The 20,726-nt window shown below is 35.4% G+C and carries 19 protein-coding genes and 1 pseudogene; 9 read left to right on the top strand and 11 right to left on the bottom strand.

Annotated elements, in window-relative coordinates; genetic code table 11:
- Window positions 1-29 precede the first annotated feature (29 nt).
- Together rpsR and rplI are read left to right on the top strand one after the other, a co-directional pair.
- On the top strand, window positions 30-332 hold the full coding sequence (rpsR, locus tag DRF57_RS22325) for a 30S ribosomal protein S18 (protein ID WP_034706728.1): 303 nt from the start codon (window positions 30-32) through the stop codon (window positions 330-332).
- A 181-nt stretch (window positions 333-513) separates the two neighbouring features.
- Window positions 514-1,026: a 50S ribosomal protein L9 gene (gene rplI, locus DRF57_RS22320; RefSeq protein ID WP_047490961.1), complete on the top strand. Its 513-nt coding sequence runs from the start codon at window positions 514-516 to the stop codon at window positions 1,024-1,026.
- Window positions 1,027-1,112: 86 nt separating this feature from the next.
- Here the strand turns inward: rplI and DRF57_RS22315 are convergent, their stop codons facing one another.
- Window positions 1,113-1,952, bottom strand: a complete 840-nt coding sequence (locus tag DRF57_RS22315) for a helix-turn-helix domain-containing protein (protein ID WP_228450437.1) — start codon at window positions 1,950-1,952, stop codon at window positions 1,113-1,115.
- A gap of 106 nt (window positions 1,953-2,058) precedes the next feature.
- On the opposite strand from DRF57_RS22315, the gene DRF57_RS22310 reads away from it, so the two are divergent.
- The 4 genes from DRF57_RS22310 (at window position 2,059) to DRF57_RS22295 (ending at window position 7,809) form a co-directional block, all read left to right on the top strand.
- Window positions 2,059-3,390 carry a TolC family protein gene (locus DRF57_RS22310; protein ID WP_228450436.1) on the top strand — a complete coding sequence of 444 codons (1,332 nt, stop codon included), beginning with the start codon at window positions 2,059-2,061 and terminating at the stop codon, window positions 3,388-3,390.
- A gap of 5 nt (window positions 3,391-3,395) precedes the next feature.
- Window positions 3,396-4,442, top strand: coding sequence for an HlyD family secretion protein (locus DRF57_RS22305; protein ID WP_084083876.1), 1,047 nt, complete (start codon window positions 3,396-3,398; stop codon window positions 4,440-4,442).
- Between the two features lie 280 nt (window positions 4,443-4,722).
- Complete coding sequence (locus DRF57_RS22300) at window positions 4,723-6,285, top strand: MFS transporter (protein ID WP_123863374.1); 1,563 nt, start codon at window positions 4,723-4,725, stop codon at window positions 6,283-6,285.
- Window positions 6,286-6,411: 126 nt separating this feature from the next.
- Window positions 6,412-7,809 carry an aldehyde dehydrogenase gene (locus DRF57_RS22295; RefSeq protein WP_373866367.1) on the top strand — a complete coding sequence of 466 codons (1,398 nt, stop codon included), beginning with the start codon at window positions 6,412-6,414 and terminating at the stop codon, window positions 7,807-7,809.
- 100 nt (window positions 7,810-7,909) lie between these two features.
- Here the strand turns inward: DRF57_RS22295 and DRF57_RS22290 are convergent, their stop codons facing one another.
- Complete coding sequence (locus DRF57_RS22290; protein ID WP_047490980.1) at window positions 7,910-8,479, bottom strand: thioredoxin family protein; 570 nt, start codon at window positions 8,477-8,479, stop codon at window positions 7,910-7,912.
- A 79-nt stretch (window positions 8,480-8,558) separates the two neighbouring features.
- Here DRF57_RS22290 and DRF57_RS22285 point away from each other — a divergent pair, with 79 nt between their 5' ends.
- The 3 genes from DRF57_RS22285 to DRF57_RS22275 all read left to right on the top strand — a co-directional run bounded on the left by DRF57_RS22285 (window position 8,559) and on the right by DRF57_RS22275 (window position 11,163).
- Window positions 8,559-9,443, top strand: coding sequence for a lysophospholipid acyltransferase family protein (locus DRF57_RS22285; RefSeq protein WP_047490982.1), 885 nt, complete (start codon window positions 8,559-8,561; stop codon window positions 9,441-9,443).
- A gap of 6 nt (window positions 9,444-9,449) precedes the next feature.
- Complete coding sequence (locus DRF57_RS22280; protein WP_115920932.1) at window positions 9,450-10,427, top strand: glycosyltransferase family 2 protein; 978 nt, start codon at window positions 9,450-9,452, stop codon at window positions 10,425-10,427.
- A gap of 178 nt (window positions 10,428-10,605) precedes the next feature.
- A complete protein-coding gene (locus DRF57_RS22275; protein WP_084083867.1) occupies window positions 10,606-11,163 on the top strand; it encodes a 3'-5' exonuclease in 558 nt (185 codons plus the stop codon).
- 259 nt (window positions 11,164-11,422) lie between these two features.
- On the opposite strand, the gene apaG is transcribed toward DRF57_RS22275, so the two are convergent.
- From apaG to DRF57_RS23765, 9 genes and pseudogenes are all read right to left on the bottom strand, one after another.
- Window positions 11,423-11,812 (bottom strand): Co2+/Mg2+ efflux protein ApaG, encoded by a 390-nt coding sequence (gene apaG, locus DRF57_RS22270; RefSeq protein WP_047490990.1) that lies wholly within the window; start codon window positions 11,810-11,812, stop codon window positions 11,423-11,425.
- Window positions 11,813-11,893: 81 nt separating this feature from the next.
- Window positions 11,894-13,147 carry a 2-oxoglutarate dehydrogenase complex dihydrolipoyllysine-residue succinyltransferase gene (gene odhB / locus DRF57_RS22265; protein ID WP_047490993.1) on the bottom strand — a complete coding sequence of 418 codons (1,254 nt, stop codon included), beginning with the start codon at window positions 13,145-13,147 and terminating at the stop codon, window positions 11,894-11,896.
- Between the two features lie 38 nt (window positions 13,148-13,185).
- Window positions 13,186-15,999, bottom strand: a complete 2,814-nt coding sequence (locus DRF57_RS22260) for a 2-oxoglutarate dehydrogenase E1 component (protein WP_115920930.1) — start codon at window positions 15,997-15,999, stop codon at window positions 13,186-13,188.
- A 114-nt stretch (window positions 16,000-16,113) separates the two neighbouring features.
- Entirely contained in the window at window positions 16,114-17,154 is a 1,041-nt protein-coding gene (locus DRF57_RS22255) for an SRPBCC domain-containing protein (protein WP_084083863.1), read from the bottom strand.
- Window positions 17,155-17,439: 285 nt separating this feature from the next.
- The gene (locus tag DRF57_RS22250) at window positions 17,440-18,018 is read right to left on the bottom strand and encodes a hypothetical protein (protein WP_123863373.1); all 579 of its coding nucleotides are present in this window, start codon (window positions 18,016-18,018) and stop codon (window positions 17,440-17,442) included.
- Between the two features lies 1 nt (window position 18,019).
- Window positions 18,020-18,604 (bottom strand): DUF6705 family protein, encoded by a 585-nt coding sequence (locus tag DRF57_RS22245; protein WP_115920926.1) that lies wholly within the window; start codon window positions 18,602-18,604, stop codon window positions 18,020-18,022.
- 36 nt (window positions 18,605-18,640) lie between these two features.
- A complete protein-coding gene (locus DRF57_RS22240) occupies window positions 18,641-19,240 on the bottom strand; it encodes a DUF6705 family protein (protein WP_115920924.1) in 600 nt (199 codons plus the stop codon).
- A gap of 36 nt (window positions 19,241-19,276) precedes the next feature.
- Complete coding sequence (locus DRF57_RS22235) at window positions 19,277-19,849, bottom strand: DUF6705 family protein (protein ID WP_115920946.1); 573 nt, start codon at window positions 19,847-19,849, stop codon at window positions 19,277-19,279.
- Between the two features lie 19 nt (window positions 19,850-19,868).
- Window positions 19,869-20,726 (bottom strand): annotated as a pseudogene (locus DRF57_RS23765) (hypothetical protein); the annotation flags it as partial.

Below are 20,726 nucleotides of genomic sequence, written 5' to 3'. Positions count from 1 at the left end.
ATTAACCCTATTTTTTAAAACGACAAGACATGGCAATAGATGAAATGGCTAAACAAGCCTCAGCTGGAGGAGAATCAGAAGTAAAATTCCTTACTCCGCTTGATATCAATACAAAATCTGAAAAGAAATATTGTAGATTCAAAAAATACGGAATTAAGCACGTTGATTACAAAGATGCTGATTTCTTATTACAGTTCGTTAACGAGCAAGGTAAAATTTTACCAAGAAGATACACTGGTACTTCTTTAAAATACCAAAGAAAAGTTTCTGCTGCTATTAAAAGAGCAAGACACTTATCTTTATTACCATACGTAGCTGACTTATTAAAGTAAGATATAAAAGAAACAAGAAGAAAGAGAAAAGACTTCGGTCATTTTCTCTTTTTTTAAGTTGCTGAATAAATAATTAATTCTAACGATTTTTAGATTAAAGGAAAGAAATAATTTTTAAGACACCTGTCTTTTTTCTTTTTTCTTTGTTCTTTTCTCTAAAACTAAAAAACGGACAACAACAATGGAAATTATCCTAAAAAAAGACGTAGAAAACTTAGGACTTGAGTTTGATACAGTAAACGTAAAGCCAGGTTATGCTAGAAACTTCTTAATCCCTCAAGGATTTGCACTTTTAGCTACACCTAAAAACAAAGCTACTTTAGAAGCAACTTTAGAAGCTAGAAAAGAAGAAGAAGCTAAATTAATCGCTACTGCAAACACTGTAGTTGAGCAATTAAAGAAAACTTCTATTACTATTCCTGCAAAAGTAGGTTCTGGAGACAAATTATTCGGATCTATCAACAATGGAGATCTTTCTGCTGCTCTTGCTAAGGCTGGAGTTTCTGTAGAGAAGAAATACATCAAAATCCCAGGAAACACTATTAAAAGAACTGGTAAGGTTACGGCTAACATCAGATTACACAGAAATGTTGAATACAATTTCGAATTCGATATCGTTTCTGACGCTCCTCCTGCTCCAGCAGCTCCGGCTCCTGCAAAGAAGGAAGCTCCTAAAACTGAAGAAGAAGCTTAATAAGCCCATTTCTACATATACTAAACCACTTCATCTGAAGTGGTTTTTTTGTGCAGTATATCCAGCCTTCCTGTTCTGGGAACCGTTTACTTATCGCCTCTCAGTTTCTGTTGGTATTCCGTAGGAGGCACCCCTATTATTTTTTTGAAAATGTTACTAAAAGAAGATAGGCTATTGTAGCCCACCATCATCGCTATTTCATACATATTGTATTTTCCTTCCAGCATAAGTTCAAGGGAACGGGTAATCCTTAAAGCTCTTAAAAAACGGACGTAATTCATCCCTAAAATCTCTTTAAACTTCCTCGACAGGGTTCTTGTACTCATTCCGAATTCTTTAGCCGTAAATTCAATGCTAAGTGGCTTCTCAAGGTTGGCATGAATGTACTTTGCAATTTTCAGCAGTGTTTCATCTTTTGGAAAGGGATGCTGAACCGGAAATGCCAGTTTTTTATCAATAGTTTCGGAAAGAACACCCTTTAAAGCTTTAAGAAAATTATACTGAGAGCCATCATTTTTTGTGATTTTCCCATCCCATTCTTTTGTATATAAAATCATTTCCCGGAGTAAGTTATTAACCGAATAGATATTAATTTCATCAAAACGGCCATTCTCCTCCGCCTCTTTTTTAAAATAGAAATTATACAAATCCACTTTCGGACTGGTAGAGAAAATATAATGGGGTGTTCCGGCCGGAATCCACATAAAGCATCTTGCCGGAAGATACCAGTGTTTCAGTTCTGTGAAAACGTGTACAATACCTCCTTCTGCATAGATTAATTGTGCAGAACTGTGGTAATGAATATCTGTAGTCACATTTCCCGTAAGCACATGATATACATAAAATTCGGCATCTTCTTCTTCTACTGCTTTAAAATGACTGTCATTCATAGGGTAAAGGTAAGAAGAAATTTCAAATTGGCGCAAATGAGCAAATCTTTTTCTGTTTTCACAAATAGGGTCATATGCTAGTGATCGTAACTTTGCTGCATCAAAATCATTTTAGCAAAAATCCTTTAAATAAATTATGAATATGATATTTAACGCATGTAAATATCAATGCATCGCGTTGTGCTTATTATTGGTAAGCAACCTTTTACATACACAAATGATCGATTATCAGCATCTCAGCTTGCAACAGGCTGTAGGCATTGGTCTGAAAAACAACAAGAACATTCTGATCAGCCATTTAAAACAGGAAATGTCTGTTACCAAAGAGAAAGATCTTAAAATGGAAAAACTTCCGGACATTGAGTTTCATACCAGCTATAATCAGGTAACCAATCTTTTTCAGCATCAAAACGGTGTATTCAATGAAGCTACAAAATATGACGTCATCAACGGAATGTATGATTTTACCTTATCAGCTTCAATCCCGGTATATATGGGAGGAAGAATAAAAAATACGGAAAAGAAAGCAGCTATTGACACTGAAATTTCAGGTTTGAGAACTCATCTGGATGAAAGACAGCTTACCATGGAGATTATTACTGCTTTTCTACAGATCCACCATTTAAAAGAACAGCAGAGCCTTATTAATGATAAAATGAAAGAAGATTCTGTGAATATCAAACAGGTAAAAGCATTAAAGGCCAATGGTGTAGTTACGGTGAATGAGGTACTGAGAACTTCTTTACAACTATCCAACCACAAAATGAGCTGGACAGAACTTGACAATGATGTTCAGATTGCAGAACATAAGCTGAAAACCATTCTTTCTCTTCCGGAAAGCCAGGAAATGCATGCAGATACAGAAGATCTGATCTCTGATACGGTGACTATTCCTTACCTTGAAGAACTTACTGAAACCGCTTTACACAAAAATGAATCTGTAGACATTACACACAAGAATCTTTCTCTGAAAGAACTGGACCGGAAGATCACCAAAGCCAATTATTTACCTAAAATTACGGCAGGAGGCGAATATTTCTTAAAATATCCGAATATGATGTTTTTCCCTCCGGAACCCTATGCGTACCGTTTGGGAATGCTTGGAGTGAATCTCACCTACCCTATAGAAAACCTGTATAAAAATAAATACAGGATGCAGGAAGCGAAAGAGAATATTGACCTGGCAAAACTTCAGATTGAAGAGAATGATGAGAAGATCCGGCACAGTGTATATGAAGCCTACAAAAAGTTTGAAGAAACTGATCAGAAAGTAAAAATAGCTGAAGAGGCTATTGATCAGGCTAAAGAAAACTATCGTATTGTAAGGACAAAATATGCCAATAAATTAAGTCTGATCACCGAGCTCATTGATGCCGATAATACTTATCTGGAAGCTGAATCCAATCTTATTTCTGTGAAAATTAACCGACAACTAAAATACTACCAACTCCAATATACGATTGGAAACTTATAAAAACTATGGCAAAGAAAGAACTGACACAAAAGGAAAAAAGAATCAACAAGACCATTACTTTACTGGCCTGGATCCTGATCATCAGCGGAATTACCGGAATGGTGAGTTTTTATCTGTTTTCAAGGAAAAATGTAACCACCAATGATGCTCAAATCGAACAATATATTACTCCTGTATCCAGTAAAGTCTCAGGATTTATCAAAACGATCAGATTCAATGAAAATCAATTTGTACATCAAGGTGATACACTGATCGTGATAGACAACAGGGAATTTGTAAACCAGGTAAAAGTAGCAGAAGCCAATCTTCATACGACGACTGAAAATATTACAACCATTCAAAGTGGGGTGAGCACCAAAGAAAGCGATACCAAAATCATTGATGCCAAAATAGCTTCAGCCAAAATAGACATCTGGAAAACTGAACAAGACTATAAAAGATATAAAAACCTGCTATCGGAAGATGCTGCTACAGAACAGGAATTTGAAAATGTAAAGGCTTCCTATGAGCAGGCTAAAGCCAATCTCATGGCATTGGATCAGCAGAAAAATGCGGTCAGAGCCGGAGCCAATGAACAACAGACCAAGGTTGCACCGGCCAAAAGCCAGATCCAGCAGAGTTCTGCCAACTTAAATAATGCCAAACTTTTCCTTTCATATACTGTTATTACTGCACCTTACGACGGATGGGTGGGTAAAAAAACAATTCAGGAAGGGCAACTAATCAAGGAAGGTCAGGCCTTGGTACAGATGGTCAGCAAAGAAAAATGGATCATTGCCAATTATAAAGAAACCCAGCTTGGACAGATTGACCAGAAGCAGGAAGTGACCATTACAGCAGATGCGTATCCCGATATTGAGTTCAAAGGAAGGGTTGTTTCTGTTTCACCGGCATCAGGATCTCAATTTTCCCTGGTAAAGCCTGACAATGCTACCGGAAACTTTGTGAAAATAGAACAGAGATTTCCCGTGAAAATTATCCTTGATCACAATAAAGATAATGAAAAACTGCTTTCCGGAATGAATGTTCTGGTAAGTGCGAAGAAGATATAGTTTGAGAGTATTAGGGTTTGAGAATACTAGAGTATTAGAATGCAAAATCATACTTCTTTTTATTTTCCAATCATCATATTTCAAATTTTCAAATTAATGTTAGATTTTTTTAGCGAAAAGGCAAGACCGCAAAAATTACAGATCTGCTTATTTTTTTACTGAGCATATTTGTCATTTTACCTTTTACTTTTACACCTTGCTCTTTTGTCTTTTCGCTTTTTTTATTCCACAGAAAAAGTGAATGCACCTATCTGCATTCTCAGCTTTTCACCACTATTCTATGCAACACAATACAGTTTATCATCAATGGTTACCTCAATGGCTGAAACTACCACTTCTTGTACTGGCATTATTTCCCCATATCATGTTGTTGTCGCTGTTACATTCCAACAGTGCTTTCACCTCTTCTTTTATGGGGGTAGATTCCGATGACATTCAATACTTAATGATGTTGATGTATGGAACATTTGTCGTTACTCTCTTAGTTTTACAAAGGTTTATGGCCTATTTCAGTGTGAAATATTATGTCCTGCTGATGTCTTCTGTTTCAGTAATTCTTCTTTATATTTTATCTGTCACCAATGATTATCATGTTATTTTGGTCATACGATTTTTAGAAGGATTTTTTGGATTGTTGGAAGGCGCTATTTTCCTGCCTTTAATTATAGCCGAACTAAAAACCAGACACGCCAAAGTTATTGCTTACCTCTTTATGTATTCTCTTATGCTGACAGGAGGAACAGTAACAACAACCTTATTAAAATCAAGTATTCAGGATTACGATTTTCAACATATGATTTTAATGATGGCGTATTTTCACGTTTTTGTATTGATACTGGGAATTGCTATTTTCAACAGAAATCGATTTTTTCCTAAAAAACCACTGTACCAAATGGATCTTCCAAGCTGGTTTTTACTCTGGGTATGCCTGCAATCGGGAGCATATGCTATTATCTATGGAAAAAGACTGATGTGGCTTGAGTCCGATTCAATCGTTATCTGCTTATTTATATTTATGATTTCCGGAGGATTATTTATGCTTAAACAAAGATCCTCAAAACGACCCTTATTCCATTTTGAGGTTTTCAATTCAAAAAATGTGATTACAGGGATGATTCTCTTCTTTATTTTCTATATTATCCGCTCAGGATTGAATAATGTATACAGTATTATGGCGACTGTATGGAAATGGCCATGGGATTATATCGTTAATATTCAATATTGGAATGTAGCAGGAACACTTATTGGAGTTTTTGTATCAGGCATTTGTCTGGTTCGTGGAATTTCTTCCAGAATAGTCTTCTTTACAGGTTTCCTTTTATTGGCAATAGATTGCGCCTGGTTTACCTATACTTTTTATCCGGATACTACCCTTTCCACCATATGCCCGCCCTTATTTCTGCAGGGTGTAGCCCAGGGATTATTATTCACTCCTCTGGTATTCTTTCTGATCTCAGGAATGCCGGAAGAATATGTAGCGAATGCCAGTGCTATGGGAACTACTACCCGCTTCTGGGCAACAGCCAGCGGATATGCTTTAATGCAGAATGTAATGCTTTTTTTAACGTTAAAACATTCTGATGCTCTTAGTTTTACCCTTACTGACACTAACCCTGTCTTTTACAGCCAATGGAATCAGATTTTTGGAGGCCACATTTCAAAACTGCCGGTCAATGAATCTCTATCGATGACTGCAGGAGCTTTTAAAGCAAAAATAACGGCACAGTCCATTCTTCTTTCCAATATGGAAATTTTTACAGGATTATTCTGGCTAGCCTTGATAACAGCCCTTCTCTTACTGCTGTATCATCCCGTAAAAATAGCTGTAAGAAATATTATGTAATGCAGTAAAGAAAGGAAACTGGATGCAGCATTGACGTTTCAGTAATCCGTAATCCTCTTCCGAATCCCGTTTCTGAGTCCCTTTCAACTTTGGCCAGCTTATTGTTCGTTGATTAAAACGGCAATACTGAACAAATATCTACGTTTAAATACAAAGCATAGTATGGAAATTGAAAAGATTTTACAGGGACAAAAAGATTTTTTTAAAACACAGCAGACCAAGAATATTGCATTCAGGAAAATGTATCTTGAAAAGCTCCGAAACCTTCTCATAGCCAATGAGGACATGCTGTATGAAGCAATTAACAAAGATTTTGGAAAATCTAAATTTGACACCTTTACCACAGAGATTTCTTTTTTATTAAAGGATATTGACTATTATTTAAAAAACCTGAAATCTCTTTCTAAACCTAAGAAAGTAGGTACCAATCTTGTCAATCAGCTTGGAAGCAGTAAAATTTATTCGGATCCGCTGGGATGTATATTGGTTATAGGTGCCTGGAACTATCCTTATCAGCTGTCGCTCTCCCCTCTTATTGCTGCTATTGCTGCGGGTAACTGCTGTATTTTAAAGCCCAGCGAAATAGCAGAAAATACCATGATGGCCATGGCAACAATCATCAATGAAAACTTTCCTTCTGACTATCTGTATGTATACGAAGGAGGTATTGATGAAACAACAGCACTTTTACACTTAAAGTTTGATAAAATATTTTTTACAGGAAGTACTAAAGTTGGAAAAATCATCTATAAAGCTGCTGCCGAACATTTAACTCCTGTAGTCCTTGAATTGGGAGGAAAATCTCCTGCCATTGTAACTAAAGAGGCTAATCTTGAAGTTGCTGCCAAAAGAATTGTATGGGGAAAGTTTCTGAATGCCGGACAAACCTGTGTAGCCCCGGATTATGTACTACTTGAAGAGTCTATACAGGAACAGTTTATGGAAATGCTCAGGAAATATATCAAAGAATTTAAATACGAACCGGATTCAGAGCAGTATACAAGAATTATTAACCGGAAGAATTTTCAGCGACTGATCCATCTTATTCATCCGGAGAACGTATATTTCGGAGGTCATTTTGATGAAGAAAAACTATATATAGAACCCACCATTCTGAATAATTCAGATTGGAACGAAGATATTATGCAGGAAGAAATCTTTGGCCCGATTCTTCCGGTTATCAGTTTTCAAAGCTTTAACTCAGCCCTTAATTCTATTCTGGAGCTGGAAAAACCTCTTGCCGCCTATCTTTTTACCAATAATGCAGAAGAAAAAGAACTGTTTACCAGGAAACTTTCCTTTGGAGGCGGATGTATCAATGATACTGTCATGCATTTAAGTAATGACAACCTTCCGTTTGGAGGAGTCGGAAATTCAGGAATTGGAAATTACCATGGAAAATTTGGTTTTGAAACTTTTTCACATCAGAAGTCTGTTCTGGAAAAAACAACCTGGGGTGAACCTAATATTAAATACCCACCCTATTCTGAGAAAAAATTAAGCTGGATCAAAAGGTTTTTATAAGGTTCCAGAGATTATCCAGATTACGTTATAAAGATTTTAATTTCATGATTTTCAGTAAAATAAAAAAGCTGCTTCATTATTGAAACAGCTTTTTTTAGTTTTATCCTTTAGGAGCCCAGGTATTGAAAAAGTCTTTGACCTTTTCTTTACTGTATCCTTTTCCATCTTCAAAGACATCGCTCTGCTGAACTTTAATCATCTTTCCATTTTTATCCAATACAATAAATACCGGATATCCAAATTTTTCACCAGGATTATCATATTGAGCAAAAACTTTTTCGTTTTTATTATCCGGAGAATAATTCAGGTGATAATATAAATAGTTTTTATCTACCATTTCTTTTAATTCAGGAGTAGTCTGCACAAAATTATTAAAACGGAGACACCAGATACACCAGTTCCCTCCTGCCTGAATCATAATATTTTTACCTTCTTTCTGAGCTTGTGCCACCAGTTTATTAATATCTGCCTGAGCGTCAGCTTTTGGATTATAAGGCTTAGGAAGCTTAGCTTTTTCCTCAGCAGCCTTTTTCTTCGCTTCCAGTTCTTTTTGTTCTGTAGGAACTATAAGAGCTGTTTTCTGTTTACCTTTATCCGGTAAATTCTTTATATCCTGTGAAAAAGCAAAAATACTTAATCCCAGGAAAGCCAATATTGCTATTTTTTTCATAACATAAAAATAAAAAAATAATATTATCCTTCTGCAAAAATAGAACCATAATTTTATTATCACTAAATTTGCGTGTTTTATGAATTACCTGATCAAAATATTATATTTCATTTCCAAACTTCCGCTTAAAGTATTGTACGTTTTTTCGGACGTTATGTTCTTCTTAAACTATTATCTGGTAGGTTACAGAAAGAATGTGATTACTCAAAATCTAAAGAACTCTTTTCCAGATAAATCTGAAGAGGAGATTAGTAAAATACGGAAAATGTTTTACCGGAATTTCTCAGACTATCTTGTAGAAACCATAAAATCTTTCAGCATCTCTGAAACAGAGGCGAGAGTAAGAATGCAACATATTAATCAGGATGTATTTCATGAAGTTCAAAAGGAGGGTAAAAATATCATTCTCCTTGCAGGGCATGTTTTCAACTGGGAATGGATTAATGCATTGGCAAAAATTGTTCCTCAGGAGCACTGTCATCCGGTTTACAGAAAGGTGAATAGTGATTTCTGGGAAAACCAGATGAAAAAAGTCCGTAACAAGTTCGGTAATGAGGCTTTGGAAGCCAATGAAGTAATTCTTAATATTTTCAGGAATAAAAATGACGGGAATTCTATCTACATGTTTGTTGCAGACCAGACCCCGCATTCTTCTCATGTCAATTACGGATTGGAATTTCTGAATCAAAGGACCCCTGTTTTTATCGGATATGATAAACTGGCAACAAGAATGGATCTTGCTTTTATTTATTGCGAGATGAAGAAGGTAAAGCGAGGTTATTATCAGGTCAACTATCACAGAATATACCCGGACAATGAAAAATTTGTAGAGCATGAAGTTGTAAAAAAGTTTCACCACTTGTTGGAAAACACTTTACACAAAAATCCGGATAATTATCTATGGTCTCACAGAAAATGGAAATATCAGGATTCTATCAAAACTTTTGATTCTGAAAAAAAATAGATTGACATGCAGAAAAAACTGGCAGTTGCTATCTTAAACTGGAACGGCAAAAACTGGCTTGAAAAATTTCTACCGAATGTAGTTGAATTTTCTCAAAATGCAGATATTTACGTCATTGATAACCTTTCAACAGACGATTCTATAGAGTTTTTAAATATCCATTTTCCATCAGTAAAGATCATTAAAAATCATAAGAATTATGGTTTTGCAGGAGGCTATAATGAGGGATTAAAGGAAATTAAGAATGAATGTTACTGTCTTCTCAATTCTGATGTAGAAGTTACTGATAACTGGATAGAACCTGTAATGGAAATATTGGAAAAGAATTCTGATATTTCAGCTGTTCAGCCTAAAATACTATCCTATACTCATAAAAACTATTTTGAATTCGCAGGTGCCGGAGGGGGTCTGATTGACAATCTAGGCTATCCTTACTGCAGAGGAAGAGTATTTGATGACCTGGAAGAAGATAAGGGCCAGTATGATGATGAAACAGAGATTTTCTGGGCTTCAGGATGCTGTTTTTTTATCCGCTCAAAAGATTTTTGGGAACAAAATGGTTTTGATGAAAGATTTTTTGCCCATCAGGAAGAAATTGATTTATGCTGGAGACTCATTAACTCCGGGAAAAAGATTTTTTATACAGGAAAATCCAAAGTCTATCATGTAGGTGGCGGAACACTGAATAAGCAAAGTGCTCAAAAGACTTACCTGAACATCAGAAATAATCTTTCAATGATGCTTAAAAACCTTCCTTTTCCAAGACTGATCTGGGTGATATTTTTCCGGCTTTGTCTGGATGGTATTGCGGGAATCTATTTCGGATTAAAGCATGGTTTTCCTCATTTATGGGCAGTAGTGAGAGCTCATTTTGGGTTTTACGGTCAACTTCCAGGAACCCTGAAACTACGTCAGAAACACCAGAAGAATCAGTTTTATCAATCGAAATGGCTTATTTTTAAGCATTTTTTGGGTGGAAAGTAGCAAGTGATAGATGATAGATTCCAGGGAATAAGGAAAAGTAAATATCTGTACTATGATTAACTGGAAAATCTCTTCAGCCACCTTAAACCCACTCCCTAGAATATTTAATTCCAGACTATAGAATCAACACCCGAAACAAGTAACTAAATAATTAACAGTAACTTATAATTTATAAACAATGGATTTCTGTGCAATAGATTTTGAAACGGCAACTCACGAGAAAAGTTCAGCATGTGAGATGGGAATCTGCGTGGTACAGGATTCTAAAATTGTAGAAACGAGAACCTGGCTGATCAAACCTCCCAGTTTCCCCTATTTTAACAAATTCAATGTTGCTGTACATGGTATACAGCCCGAAGATGTAAAGGATGCTCCTACTTTTGACGAAATTTGGCATGAAGCTCAGGATTTAATGTACGGAACATTAATGATTGCCCATAATGCAAGCTTTGACGCATCTGTTTTAAGAGGCTGCTTTGAACATTACGGTATGTTTACGCCCAAATTAAACTATTTGTGCAGTATACAGCTCGCAAAAAAATCATGGAATTACCTTCCAAAATACGGATTAAAACCTCTTGCAGAATACCATCAGATCAATTTTAATCACCACAGGGCCGGAGCTGATGCTGAAGTTTGTGCAAAAATTGCCTTATTAGCATTTGAAAAATTAATTATCACCAGCAATGAGGAAATAGATGAATCTGTATTGAAAAAGTACGTAAAGAAACTATAGCTAAAAAAACTCCACCTTCTCGGGCATTCTTTATGGGATATACACGTAATTCTGTATAAAACCGGGAGGTATATACAAAATAAGGTTATTAGAGGGATAAACCCTATTGCATGAATAAAAGTTTACAATGCTGAAGGAAACTCATCCTTCAAAATTCCTCTCATTCCAGATAGAAGGCTCTATCTGCCTAAGAGTATTTATTTCCTAGAAATTAAGTATAAAGGTGGCATCAGCAGATATAAGTTTATTAAAAAAATAATTAATTACTTAAAACTTCGGAGAGCAGATTGAATTTGGGGATATCAATCTCAAAAGTTTCCTGGGTTTCCAGGTTTTTAACCTGATATTTCCCGCTCATATTCCCTACACCGGACCGAAGCATTACGTTTGAGAAATAAGCGAAATTTTCGCCTGTTCCTATTTCCGGAGTTAATCCAATTACTCCGTCACCTATAATCTCAGTATATCCAAAACCTACATCAAAAATTAACCATTTTCTTTTAAGTACTTTGATAGGAAAGCTTCCGTCATTTTCTATCGTAATATTATACTTAAAGACATAACGGTTCTCGGATGGAAAACTGTTTTTACTATCATATTCAGGTATTACTGAAACTTTGATATTGGAAGTCATTTTTGAAAACATCATTGTAGTATTTTCTTAACAGATACAAAAATCTCGCCTTTTTTAAGGCGAGATTATATATTTACATTATAATTTTATTAAAACTTATAATCCAAGGCCTTTTCTTTCGTCACCTCCCATTAATACTGCAACAGGATTATCGATACCTTCTTTTACGGCTACAAGGAATCCTACAGATTCTTTTCCGTCAATAATTCTGTGGTCATAAGACATAGCCACATACATCATTGGTCTGATTACCACCTGCCCGTCAACAGCAACCGGTCTCTGGATGATGTTGTGCATTCCTAAGATTGCAGATTGAGGAGGGTTGATGATTGGTGTAGACAACATAGATCCAAATGTACCACCGTTAGTGATTGTAAATGTACCACCTGTCATTTCATCAACAGTAATTTTTCCGTCTCTTACTTTTGTAGCAAGATCTTTGATGTTTGCTTCAACTCCGCTGAAAGTCATGTTTTCTGCATTTCTCAATACAGGAACCATTAATCCTTTAGGACCAGAAACTGCAATTGAAATATCACAGAAATCATAGTTTATTTTGAAATCTCCATCGATAGATGCATTAACATCCGGATACATTTCCAATGCTCTTGTAACAGCTTTAGTAAAGAAAGACATGAAACCAAGTCCTACTCCGTGTTTTTGAGCAAATTCTTCTTTATATTGCTTTCTTAGTCTGAAAATTTCAGACATGTCAACTTCGTTGAAAGTGGTTAACATCGCAGTTTCATTCTTTACAGAAACCAATCTTTGAGCGATTTTTCTTCTAAGAACAGAAAGCTTTGTTGTGGTTGTAGATCTTGCACCTGTAGCTGTAAGAGGACTTCCTCCTAATGCAGGAACTGCAGCCAATTCAGCATCAGTTTTAGTGATTCTTCCGTCTCTTCCGCTTCCTGAAACCTGTCCTGCATTAATTCCTTTTTCGTCAAGGATTTTCTTAGCAGCTGGAGATGGAGCCCCTGTTGCGTAAGTTTGTGGAGCAGCAACTGGAGCAGCTGGTTTTGGTGCTTCCTGTTTAGCCGGTTCAGCAGCTTTAGGAGCTTCTTCTTGCTTTGGAGCTTCAGCAGCAGGAGCGTTTCCTTCTGGTCTTGCAGCATCCATATCAATTAAACAAACAACCTGACCTACTTGTACTACATCTCCTTCTTCTGCTTTTAAAGTGATGATACCACTTTGTTCTGCAGGTAATTCAAGAGTTGCCTTGTCTGAGTCTACTTCAGCGATAGGTTGATCTTTTTCTACATAATCACCATCTTTTACAAGCCAAGTTGCAATTTCAACTTCTGTAATGGATTCGCCCGGTGAAGGAACTTTCATTTCTAAAACTGACATATCGAGTATTTTTTATTTTTTAATGGATATTATTTTAATTAAGCTGTAACAGGTCTTTTTGCAGGAGCATCATCTCTATCGAAAACTCTGTTGATCACTGCATTTTGGTTTTTCTCAAACATTTTGTGGCTACCTGGAGCCGGAGCACCGCTTGGTACAGGAGATACGACCTGGATTCCTGTATCTCTGAAGTTTCTCAGGATATAAGACCAAGCTCCCATATTTTCAGGTTCTTCCTGAGCCCAAACAAGCTGTGTTCTGTTGCTATATTTGTTGAAGATCTCTTCGATAGCATCTGTCTGAAGTGGATATAACTGCTCAAATCTTACTAATGCAATATTTTCACAATTCAGTTCTTCTTTCTTCGCTAATAATTCGAAGTACAGTTTACCTGAACAAAGAACTAGTTTTTCTACTTTTTTAGGATCTACTGTAGGATCGTCTAAGATAGGCTGGAATGAACCGTTTGCAAAATCTTCAAGAGGAGAAACCACTTTCGGGTGTCTCAATAAAGATTTAGGGCTCATTACGATCAATGGCTTTCTGAATGCCCATTTCAACTGTCTTCTCAATAAGTGGAAGTAGTTGGCTGGTGAAGTAATATTAGCGACTACCATATTTTCATTAGCACAAAGTGTTAAGAATCTTTCCAGTCTTGCTGAAGAGTGTTCTGCACCTTGTCCTTCTGAACCGTGAGGCAATAACATTACCAATCCGTTTTGAAGTTTCCATTTTTCTTCTGCAGCAGCTAAGTACTGGTCAACGATAATCTGAGCTCCGTTAACGAAATCACCAAACTGAGCTTCCCAGATGGTTAATGTATTAGGAGAAGCCATCGCATATCCGTAATCGAAACCTAAAACTCCATATTCTGAAAGGTGAGAATTGAATGCATCAAATCTGCTTTCTGATACGTGTCTTAATGGGATATATTCTTCTTCTGTATCTTCAGTTTTTACGACAGCATGTCTGTGAGAGAATGTACCTCTTTCCACATCTTCTCCGGAGATTCTTACATTATGCCCTTCTACAAGAAGTGTAGCATATGCTAACCATTCTCCTACTGCCCAATCTAAAGAGTTTCCTTCAATCGCTTTGATACGGTTTTCGAAAAGTCTTGTGATTTTATTGATGAACTTTTTATCTGCAGGAAGTGTTGACATTTTAAGAGCTAATTCCTTCAGCTTAGCGATATCATATTTGGTATCTACCGGAGCCTGAACTACACCTCTCTTTCCGATAGGATAGTTCATCCAGTCTTCAGCCATGAATAAATCCATAACATTTTTCTCGATCTCTTTAGAAGCATCAAAATCTTTATCTAATAAAGCTTTGAAGTCTACCTCCATCTTTTTGATGATGTCGTTAGAGATTACGCTGTCCTGGATTAATTTATCTTTATAAATTTCTCTTGGGTTCTGGTGCTTGGAAATCGCTTTGTACAGATTAGGCTGTGTAAATCTAGGCTCATCCCCTTCGTTATGACCATATTTTCTATATCCTAAAAGATCGATATAAACATCTTTTCCGAATTTAGCTCTGAAATCAGCAGCAAAATGGATCGCATGAACTACCGCTTCAGCATCGTCAGCATTTACGTGCATTACAGGAGATTCTGTAACTTTTGCAATGTCTGTACAGTATGTTGAAGATCTTGCATCAAGGAAGTTCGTGGTGAAAGATACCTGGTTGTTGACAACGATATGAACAGTACCTCCTGTTTTATATCCTTCCAGTGTCATCATCTGTGCTACTTCATAAGCAATACCCTGTCCTGCAATAGCTCCGTCACCGTGAATGATGATTGGTAAAACTTTAGAATAGTCTTTGTATTTATCATCTACTTTTGCACGGCAGATTCCTTCTACAAGAGCCGCTACAGTTTCCAGGTGAGATGGGTTTGGAGTCAGGTTGATACAAACTTCCTCTCCTGAAGCTGTTTTAATTTTTTTAGATGATCCTAAGTGATATTTAACGTCACCAGAGAATACATCTTCTTCAAATTCTTTTCCTTCAAATTCTGAGAAGATTTGTTTGTAAGACTTTCCAAAGATATTGGACAATACATTTAATCTTCCTCTGTGTGCCATTCCCAACACTACCTCATCTACCCCTAATTGGGAAGATCTGGAGATCAATTGGTCTAATGCAGGGATTAATGACTCTCCTCCTTCCAGAGAGAATCTTTTTTGTCCAACGAATTTTGTATGAAGATAGTTTTCAAACGCAACCGCCTGATTCAATTTCAATAAAATTTCTGTTTTTTCATTTGCAGAAAGGCTTGGGTGGTTTTCATTTACCTGAAGCCATTTTTTAATAAAATCTTTTTCTTCAACATTGTTGATGTAAGTATATTCTACCCCGATAGAATCACAGTAGATATTTTCCAGATGCTTGATCAAATCTGCTAAAGTAGCAGGTTCTTTCATTCCTGTTTCTACAGCACAGTTGAATTTTGTATTTAAATCCTCTTTAGTAAGACCGAAATTCTCGATATCTAAAGTAGGAGTATAGTGCCTCCTCTCTCTTACAGGGTTTGTCTTTGTGAACAAGTGCCCTCTTGTTCTATATGCCTCAATAAGGTTTACCACCTTAAATTCCTTTTTGATGTGCTCAGGAACCTCTCCATTTGATACCGCCTGAGAAATCTGTTGTACTGCAGGAGCAGCGTTGGCCGGAGCCTGAATAAATTGGATGTTATCGTCATCACCGTAGTTCTCCAAAGCAAAATCGAAACCTTGAAAGAAGGCTTTCCATGATGGCTCTAAAGAATCCGGGAATTTTAAGTACTGTTGGTATAAATCCTCAATTAACTGAGAATGAGCTGCGTTTAGGAATGAAAATCTGTCCATTATTACAGTTTATCTATTTATTAAAATTTATTTGTAGAATTAATCTTCAAATTTAATAAAAAAAACCGACTTAGAACAGTCTCAAACCGTTAAAAAAAATTAAGAAAAAAAAAATCATTTAAAGACTGATAATGAGAGCTTCATGTTCACCTCCTGTCCTTCCATCGGACGTTCAATGAAAGTCTGACGAATATCCCCAAAACGCATCTCATCCTTCTTTGCTTTCTGAATCAGCTGCTGAATGGCCTTAATTCTGCCGTCATAGCTCCCCTTATAGTACATCACATAATTTTGGGACGGATTTACAGTTCTGAAGTTGAAATTATTGTCTGTCACTCCAATTTTTTTAGAAAGTGGGATCCCCAGAAAGTAAGAAACTTCTTTGTCTTTATAGTTATCCGCATCCGTCATTAAGATAGGATACCCGAATTCATCGTCTTTTTTCCCAAGGTCCATGGTTACGAAATTATACATTTTGTTATAATTCATAACGATATTCTTGTAAAGCGCATCTTTTTTGTTGGAGGTACTCACATTGACACCCAGAAGCAGCTTATCTTCTTCATTTTCAACCATCAGACTGTCATATTTTATGGCAGCCATCTGATTGTCTTTCTCCACTTTATTTCCTAAAACATTCTTTAAATTCACCATACTTTTGGTAATGTTCTCAGCAAATCTGTCTTCCGTCCAAAAATTCCCCACTCTTTTCCATACAGAAAGTTTTGGGGTATGCACATACCATATGATTTTTGTTTTTTCAGCTGATACAGACTTAAATTTAACATCTACCAGGGTTGGATTTTCATTTTCATCTTCAAAAAGCTGGTATTTCAACGTCTTATTAGGATTTTCATACCGGATGAACATTTCTCCATCGGTATCATTCTTAGGATCTACATAGCTGATCGCACTTCCCTGTCCTTCATAAGGCATATAATAATCTATATCCATAGACTGTGAACTGGTGAAATAATTGTTCCATCTCGTAAAGTGCTGAAGATTATTAAACTGTCCAAAGACCTTATCTATAGGGTAATCAATTTCTTTTTCAATGGTGAAATTTTTACTCTCATCCACAAAATAGTACATGGAGGCAGCATAAGCTCCTCCTAAAAGAACAATAATAAAAGCTAAGATCTTAAAAATACGCATCACGCAAAAGTAATACAAATAAAAAAAGTGACCAATATGCTGATCACTTTGATGAATATTTTATTTTAATGATAATATTCTATTTTTCGAATCACTTATACAAGTCTTTTCCATTTATATCTCTTTTACATTGGTATAGCTTGGATAAGGATATAAACCAGTTTGGCATTCTGATAATTGTTTCAGTCTAATTGTTTGTGTCCTGCACGAAATAACTATTAAAAATAATGTGAGTATAAATAATCTGCTTTTCATTATTGGTATTTAAAGCCTCCGAAGAGGCTTTTATTTATATAATTGATCAACATATACTCCTTTTATTGGAACCATTTTGTTATTTTCTCTTTTATAATAAGCTTTAGGAAATCTTTTTCTTAGTCTTTTTTTAGACTTAATGATATAAGAAAAATTTTCTTCAAATAACATTGGCTGAAAGACAACTTTACTCATTAATTCTTTATCTAGTCTGATATCATTTCCTCTAAATGCCCATTTTCCATCAATTGATTTTGCAACAGTCTTATATTCATATTTTGGAAGATAAAAGCTTCCATCAGATGTTTTTTTAACAGATAAAAGGACATACTTAGGTTTAGTAAAATTAAAATCTCCATAATGATCAAAAGAGATAAATTCTATTGTATCACTATCATAGTTATCCCTTAATTTGTTTAAAATATGGTACTTTACTTTTATTGCATAATCGAGATAGACAACTTTCAAAGTATCATTTACTATTTTAGGAGGAGAATAACTTTCTTCAGAAATTTTTTCTCCTATGAAAACTATGCTATCTTTTTTTAACTGTGAAAAATTATAAATGCTCACAAAACATAGAAACAGATGTAGAATTTTTTGATACATTTTATTGCTTTATCAGTATCATTTTATCAGTTGGAAGCAATGGTATAAAGCTACTAAAATTAGGACATTTTGCAGGGTTTAGAAGACCATCTTTATCCTGAGAATAGAATAATGTCATTTCATTGGGATTGTTAACCTTTACCTCAACAAAAACATTACCGGATTCCAGACAAGCATAGTTACCTACAAAATGCATAACATAAGCCTTATTCTGGAAATTGCCTCCAAAAAAAGAAATATTTTGATCTGATTCATTCAATGAATTATAGATAATATTACCAGAATTATTTTTAATAACCATTCTACCAAAAATCCGATCCCACTTTATGTCTTCACCAAATTGAACTTTTTTTTCAAAATGTATTTCATATTGTTTGTTTTCAAAATTTCCTTTCCATATACCGACAAACTGATTCAATCTATTGTTAGTATCTTTTACATAGGTGATATTTTCCAAATCAGGGCAACCTTCATCTCGATTAGCTCTTTTTTGACATTCTTCAAATTGTTCCAATGTTCCTATTACCTGTGCTTTGCACGAAATAACTATTAAAAATAATGTGAGTATAAATAATTTGCTTTTCATTATTGGTATTTAAAGCCTCTTTGCAGAGGCTTTATGCTATTGTTTTGTCAATATCATTGTTTGGGTAGGCAAAAATGGAACATAAGTGCTAAAATTAGGGCATTTTGCAGGATTTAGGATACCATCCTTATCCTGAGAATAGAACAATTTCATTTCATTGGGATTATTAATTCTTGTCTCAATGAATACATTTCCAGCTTCTAAACAATTATAATTTCCTACAAAATACATAAGATAGGATCTATTTTGAAAATTATCTCCGAAAAAATAGGTATCCTTATCAGACTTGTTCATAGAATTATAAATAATATTTCCAGAACTATCTTTTATCAGGATTCTCCCAATTATTCTATCAAATGATCTGACATCGCTTGGGTCATCTTTATAATTAATTTTCTTTTCCAATTTTACTTCATATTGCTTTCCATTAGCTGATCCCTTCCAAGTTCCAACAAACTGATCAAGTCTGTTATTGGTGTCTTTTACGTAAGTTATATTTTCCAAATCTGGACAGCCATCTTGATCACGGTTTGGTCGCTTTGAGCATTCCTCGAATTGTTCCAATGTTCCTATTACTTGTGCTTTGCACGAAATAATTATTAAAAATAATGTGAGTATAAATAATCTGTTTTTCATTATTGATATTTAAAGCCTCTTTGCAGAGGCTTTATGCTATTGTCTTGTCAATATCATTGTTTCAGTAGGCAGCAATGGAACATAAGTGTTAAAATTAGGGCATTTTGCAGGATTTAGGATGCCATCTTTATCCTGAGAGTAAAACAATTTCATTTCATTGGTATTGTTAATTCTTATTTCTATATATACACTTCCAGATTCCAGACAATCGTAGTTACCTACAAAACTCATTTCATAGGCTCTGTTTTGTAATCTAGCTCCCCAGAAATAAGTATTATTGTCATTTATCTCATTTAATGTATTATACAATACATTTCCTGCATTATCTTTTACCATAAACCGGCCAATAATCTCATCCCACTTTACAGAATATTCTCCAAAATTTATCTTCTTAATAAACTGGAATTCATAGTTTTTTCCGCCATAAGAGCCTTTCCATGTTCCCACAAACTGATCCAATCTATTATTAATATCTTTAACATATGTTACACTTTCTGGAAGTCCATCAGGAGATTTAGAATACTCATAGGCTTGCTCCAATGAAATTACCGATTGTGCTTTACATGAAAAGCTAAGTAATATAATAAGTATTAATACAATATTTTTCATTTTTTTTGCTTTAAAATTGTTAAGGACAGTCATTCGAGTCCACTTTGTTGTTTGAATTTAATGTTTTTTTCTGTACAATGCCATTACTTTTTATCTTGTATAATTCTACGCCTTTTAGATTCATTTTCTCTTTCAAGAACCTTAAAAATTTAGTTTCCAATGTACCATTTTCTTTTTCGATAAAAGTTTTATAATTATTTCTCCATTGTTCCGTGTTAAATCCAGTTTTAATATCTGAGGCTGTACCGGTAAATTTAATGGTGTAGTTTCCATCACTGGAAACCATTGTACCATATAAGTCACCGTAATTTCCATCTGTAGAATATCCAGCCATAGTCATTAGGGTATTAACATCGGCAGGAGAAAACATCCTGATAGGTTGATTTATTAAAGGTTCATTATTGTCGGTATATTTTCCTGTTTCATAGTCATTCACATGAGTATGTATATACCCTTTAGTATCAGAAGAAACGGGCACTATCATCCCATCGGAGTTATTTGTAGAAGCCGAAGGTTGAAGCTGTGTAAAAGTTCCGCTTTTACTTTCAGAAAAACCAGTTTCTTTTTTTTGGTTGAGAACTGACGGTTTATCCAGTGCTGCTATTTTTTCTTTATAAGCTGTACTTGTCGTTTGTGCCTTTAGTTTACTACAAGGATCTTTCGTTGAAGTCGGCGGGGTATTTACAATACCACTTCCTCCACTGCTAGTACATCCTCCATATTTTGGGCATCCTCCAGAAGGTGATCCTTGATCTGGTGGGCAGGCTGTACATCCACCTCCACCTCCACCGTCGTAAGGAGGGAAATACATTCCTCCCCCACCTCTCGGAGGTCCAACTATAATTTCAGGGATATCAGTATTACTACCACTGCCTAC

Source organism: Chryseobacterium rhizosphaerae, assembly GCF_003385455.1.
Taxonomy (GTDB): domain Bacteria; phylum Bacteroidota; class Bacteroidia; order Flavobacteriales; family Weeksellaceae; genus Chryseobacterium; species Chryseobacterium rhizosphaerae.
This window is presented reverse-complemented; position numbering and strand designations above follow the sequence as displayed.

What these genes read in the sequence shown, in the direction of transcription:
- DRF57_RS22300 (WP_123863374.1), top strand. Translation starts at nt 4,723, where the DNA reads ATGCAACACAATACAGTTTATCATCAATGGTTACCTCAATGGCTGAAA.
- DRF57_RS22245 (WP_115920926.1), bottom strand. Translation starts at nt 18,604, where the DNA reads ATGAAAAGCAAATTATTTATACTCACATTATTTTTAATAGTTATTTCG.
- DRF57_RS22280 (WP_115920932.1), top strand. Translation starts at nt 9,450, where the DNA reads ATGCAGAAAAAACTGGCAGTTGCTATCTTAAACTGGAACGGCAAAAAC.
- apaG (WP_047490990.1), bottom strand. Translation starts at nt 11,812, where the DNA reads ATGATGTTTTCAAAAATGACTTCCAATATCAAAGTTTCAGTAATACCT.
- DRF57_RS22290 (WP_047490980.1), bottom strand. Translation starts at nt 8,479, where the DNA reads ATGAAAAAAATAGCAATATTGGCTTTCCTGGGATTAAGTATTTTTGCT.
- DRF57_RS22260 (WP_115920930.1), bottom strand. Translation starts at nt 15,999, where the DNA reads ATGGACAGATTTTCATTCCTAAACGCAGCTCATTCTCAGTTAATTGAG.
- DRF57_RS22255 (WP_084083863.1), bottom strand. Translation starts at nt 17,154, where the DNA reads ATGCGTATTTTTAAGATCTTAGCTTTTATTATTGTTCTTTTAGGAGGA.
- odhB (WP_047490993.1), bottom strand. Translation starts at nt 13,147, where the DNA reads ATGTCAGTTTTAGAAATGAAAGTTCCTTCACCGGGCGAATCCATTACA.
- DRF57_RS22250 (WP_123863373.1), bottom strand. Translation starts at nt 18,018, where the DNA reads ATGTATCAAAAAATTCTACATCTGTTTCTATGTTTTGTGAGCATTTAT.
- DRF57_RS22285 (WP_047490982.1), top strand. Translation starts at nt 8,559, where the DNA reads ATGAATTACCTGATCAAAATATTATATTTCATTTCCAAACTTCCGCTT.
- DRF57_RS22235 (WP_115920946.1), bottom strand. Translation starts at nt 19,849, where the DNA reads ATGAAAAATATTGTATTAATACTTATTATATTACTTAGCTTTTCATGT.
- rplI (WP_047490961.1), top strand. Translation starts at nt 514, where the DNA reads ATGGAAATTATCCTAAAAAAAGACGTAGAAAACTTAGGACTTGAGTTT.
- DRF57_RS22240 (WP_115920924.1), bottom strand. Translation starts at nt 19,240, where the DNA reads ATGAAAAACAGATTATTTATACTCACATTATTTTTAATAATTATTTCG.
- DRF57_RS22310 (WP_228450436.1), top strand. Translation starts at nt 2,059, where the DNA reads ATGATATTTAACGCATGTAAATATCAATGCATCGCGTTGTGCTTATTA.
- DRF57_RS22275 (WP_084083867.1), top strand. Translation starts at nt 10,606, where the DNA reads ATGGATTTCTGTGCAATAGATTTTGAAACGGCAACTCACGAGAAAAGT.
- rpsR (WP_034706728.1), top strand. Translation starts at nt 30, where the DNA reads ATGGCAATAGATGAAATGGCTAAACAAGCCTCAGCTGGAGGAGAATCA.
- DRF57_RS22305 (WP_084083876.1), top strand. Translation starts at nt 3,396, where the DNA reads ATGGCAAAGAAAGAACTGACACAAAAGGAAAAAAGAATCAACAAGACC.